Source organism: Microcoleus sp. T2B6, assembly GCF_036700475.1.
Classification (GTDB): Bacteria; Cyanobacteriota; Cyanobacteriia; order Cyanobacteriales; family Microcoleaceae; genus Microcoleus.
The window spans coordinates 1-1,675 of the sequence record NZ_JAUBOZ010000235.1 but is presented as its reverse complement, the minus strand read 5'-3'; the positions used below and the strand labels follow the sequence as shown (position 1 = coordinate 1,675).

General features: G+C 47.8%; 2 protein-coding genes and 1 pseudogene. All 3 read right to left on the bottom strand.

What is annotated here, in order from left to right; genetic code table 11:
• Positions 1-204: 204 nt before the first annotated feature.
• Complete coding sequence (locus tag QUA00_RS36630) at positions 205-417, bottom strand: hypothetical protein (protein ID WP_333413480.1); 213 nt, start codon at positions 415-417, stop codon at positions 205-207.
• A 134-nt stretch (positions 418-551) separates the two neighbouring features.
• Positions 552-947, bottom strand: a complete 396-nt coding sequence (locus tag QUA00_RS36625; RefSeq protein ID WP_333311106.1) for a hypothetical protein — start codon at positions 945-947, stop codon at positions 552-554.
• Positions 937-1,675, bottom strand: a pseudogene (locus tag QUA00_RS36620) (hypothetical protein); the annotation flags it as partial. The pseudogene QUA00_RS36620 and the gene QUA00_RS36625, both read right to left, overlap by 11 nt.

The following is a 1,675-nucleotide window of genomic DNA, read 5'->3' as shown; positions in this document are numbered from 1 at the left end:
AATTGATCTGTCTGAAATTTAAAAGCCTCAAATCCTTACTGTGCCGTACAAAAAAGCTGTACCAAAAAATCTATGCTTTAATTGGTACAGTTTAATTTTCAACTCTTCAAGTTTTTGAGAGACAAAAAGAGTGATTCCTAGAATGCTTATCCAGTAAAACTTTCAGCCGATTCGTAAGTTTCTGTACGACTGCTCACTTCACCCCTAATAGTAGATATCCTTGACCATCAGGGAACAAGCTTCGGCAATGCGGCAGGCGGTGTAGAGACAAACTCCGAAGAGGGTGCGATCGCGAGCGGTTTGCAAACCTTTGTTGAACAAAAGCTCGATTTCCTGTTGCGTGAGTATTTTGGCCTGCCCGTGCCGTTCTATCTTCATCTTGGTAAACTCGACCTGATACCAGAAAGTTTGCCGCACTTACTGCATTGCTGCATCGCTCGGCGGGGATTTCTTAACGTGGTAGTCCAGCTCACGATGGCGTAGAATACACAGCATCCGTCGCTTGGTTTAAGACGGGACTGGACGAAATTAATCCGTTCCTCGGCTGACCGTCATACAGCGCGATCGCTGCACCAACATCCGAATAAATGCAGGCGCAGCAGCCGAAGCATTATTGGCTGTCTGTGGCGATGAGGGAAAGGATGTACAGGCAAGTGGTGTGGAAAAACGCGGGGTGTGGGTTTTTCCGACACTTTAGGGGCTAAGCATATCGCAGTGTTTGAGGAGGGCGATCGCAATCTTGTTGTGATGAAATAGTTTTTTGAGAGTATCAGATATTGAAGCGGTGGGGACTCAGCCGTTTCAACCGGCAAGGGCCGTGGCATCATTAATCCTCGTCTCTCGCATAACTGGCGATCGCCACCATAACCCACAGGAATTGGTGAAGCGATCGCCCCCCCGGAAACAGCAACGAAACTCCACAGCTTTCCCCAAGCACTAAATAACATCTGGCAATTCGCGTTCTACAAACCACAAGCGCGGATATCGGTAAGCGGCAACTGTCACCACTATCGCTATAATTTCCATCGTAATAAATAGCAAGCCAATACCGCGACCCGGCCCCACGCCAAGAATTTGTCCGACGCTTCCTGCCAATAACCCGTCAGTCGCCATGAGAGGTTCAAAGATTCGTTCGGCTAGAGGGCCAGCCACAACATAAGCGGCGGGAATACACGACCAACAAATCATGTTGATTGTAGCAAAGACCCGGCCTTGAATATCGGGAGCCACTTTTCGGAGCAAGATAGCATCGCACCAGCCATTGACGAGCGGTAAACTGAAAAACAAGATGAAGTTAGCTAAGGCAAAAAGTTCGGTACTCGTGCGTAAACCGAATGCTAGGATGCACAGATGAGCAAGGATATCGAAAACAAATATGCCACGAATTAAACGTTTCGGCCCACCCCAAATACTCATAGCAAGACTACCCAACAGCATCCCCGCGCCACCGATAGATTGAATGGTTCCGAGAACGGTAACTGAAGCAAAAGAAAGTACCAAGGGAGTGAGTAAAACTTCAACCAGCCCTGTAACAAAGTTGTCGAGTGCGAATAAAATTAGCAGCATTAATAGTCCGGGTCGAACGGTAATATAAGCCCAGCGTAAGGATTCAGGTCTGAAATTCGGGAATGAGGTCAGGCATAGGAAAGTAGTCACAAGAATGGGCAGAAAGAGC